The following is a 1,826-nucleotide window of genomic DNA, read 5'->3' as shown; positions in this document are numbered from 1 at the left end:
GGGCAATCATAGCACTGTGGTGCGCTGGTGTACCCTCACCCCCAACCCCTCTCCCACTGGCGCGGGAGAGGGGCGCTGCTGCGTTCCGCTCCTGCGATGCCGTGCCCGCCTTGCAGCGGCGCCCTTTCTCCCGCCGTAAGGTGGGAGAAGGGGTTGGGGGACGAGGGCCATCAGCCCGCGTAGCGGGATTCGTACCCCTAGCTCGGCCCTTCAGGGCTGGGTTTGTCTACCCGCGCTGCGCTCGGCGTGCAATGACAGGCGGGGAGTGAGGGCCGAATGCGGCTAAAACAAAACCCGCCACACTGGCGGGCTGGTTGGCGACCCCGGCGCGACTCGAACGCGCGACCTTTTCCTCCGCAGGGAAACGCTCTAATCCACTGAGCTACGGGGTCGTATTCATTTCACCTCCGGATTATAGCACAATCTTGGTAATTATGCAAATCGGTCTCACGCCGGAAGGGGCCGACAGCATTGAATCATACCTGCTTAGAATGCTTTTCACGCCCAGTGGCCTGTCTCACGAGCAGCGTTGCTTTGCGAACCTCTCGGTTGGATCGTTCGGGTTGGTCATCAGGACGCATAAGTACCCCTTCTCCCGCGGATAGGAGAAAGGGTGCATCTATCGTGCTATAGTCGGCAGGGGGCGCGCATTGCGGCGTGCTATCGCCAAGCCGGCAACCGCTGTGCTCTTTTCACCCCGTCAACAAATGCTCGGCGAAGATCAAACGGCGGGTGCGGGTTTCGCAGCGCAGAATGAGCGAATTGGTCTCGGCCCGATCGCCGGCTAAACGCACTCCACGCAACAAGATGCTGTCAGTGATGCCGGTGGCGACAAAAAAGATCTGGTCGCTGCTAACAATATCGTCACAGGTCAAGATGCGTTTGGTGTCGAGACCGGCGCGGGTAAGCGCCTCGCGCTCGGCTTCACTCTGCGGGGCGAGGCGGGCCAGCATCGCCCCACCCAGCGATTTGATCGCGCACGCCGCCAGCACCCCCTCTGGCGCACCGCCAATCCCCATGAGCAGATCGACACTAGTGCCGGGCATGGCTGCTAACAACGCACCGTAGATGTCGCCATCATCAGCCAGCATAACCCGCGCGCCAGCCGACCGGATCTCTTCGATCAGGTGGGTATGACGAGGCCGATCGAGCACAAAGACGACTAGATCGCGCACGGTGCGCCGGGTAGCGCGCGCCACAAGCGCCAGCGTCCAACCTGCCGGCGCATCGAGACATTCCGGCACCAGATAGGGCGCAATCTCAGGCCCGACAATGATCTTTTCCATATAAGCCGCCGGATGCGGCGCCCACAATGCGCCGCGGTTCGTTACCGCGGCAAACGAGACCGCGCCGGCTCGCCCTTGCGCTAACTGGCGAAGACCATCAACTGGATCCACGATCAGATCTGCCGGCGGTCCATTGCCGGTGCCAACCTGTGTGCCGCCGGGCAGCGGCGTGCTCGCCATCGCCCGCACTTCTTCACCCATCGCCAGCCGCCCGTCAAGTTCGAGGTTGACCAACGCTGCGGCCATCGCAGTGGCTGCCGCCCGATCCGCCTCTTCGATTTCGCCGCGCCCCATCAGCCGAGCGGCGGCAATCGCCGCTGCTTCGGTGGCGCGCACCAGATCAAGGCCAGTGTTGGGGCCGAGCCGTTGTGATAGGGGGATCTCCATCGTTATATCCTCTGCCATTGTATGGTGACGGCTGTCTGATTCGTTCAAAATTGCTCGACTGCCTCAAGCAAGTTGGCTGTTTCCCACGCTAGCATGCCCCCCTCCAGCACCTGCGGCGGCGGGGTTCGTCCGGCCAACAACGCTGCCGCTCGT

Annotated in this window: 1 protein-coding gene and 1 tRNA gene; both read right to left on the bottom strand. The window is 62.7% G+C overall.

What is annotated here, in order from left to right:
* Positions 1 to 315: 315 nt before the first annotated feature.
* Positions 316 to 392 (bottom strand) — tRNA-Arg (locus U9R81_RS15905).
* A 300-nt stretch (positions 393 to 692) separates the two neighbouring features.
* Positions 693 to 1,673: a fructose-bisphosphatase class II family protein gene (locus U9R81_RS15900; RefSeq protein ID WP_322496410.1), complete on the bottom strand. Its 981-nt coding sequence runs from the start codon at positions 1,671 to 1,673 to the stop codon at positions 693 to 695.
* Between the last annotated feature and the right edge of the window lie 153 nt (positions 1,674 to 1,826).

It is taken from the genome of Chloroflexus sp. (genome assembly GCF_034435895.1).
In the GTDB taxonomy this organism is placed as follows: Bacteria; Chloroflexota; Chloroflexia; order Chloroflexales; family Chloroflexaceae; genus Chloroflexus.
This window is presented reverse-complemented; position numbering and strand designations above follow the sequence as displayed.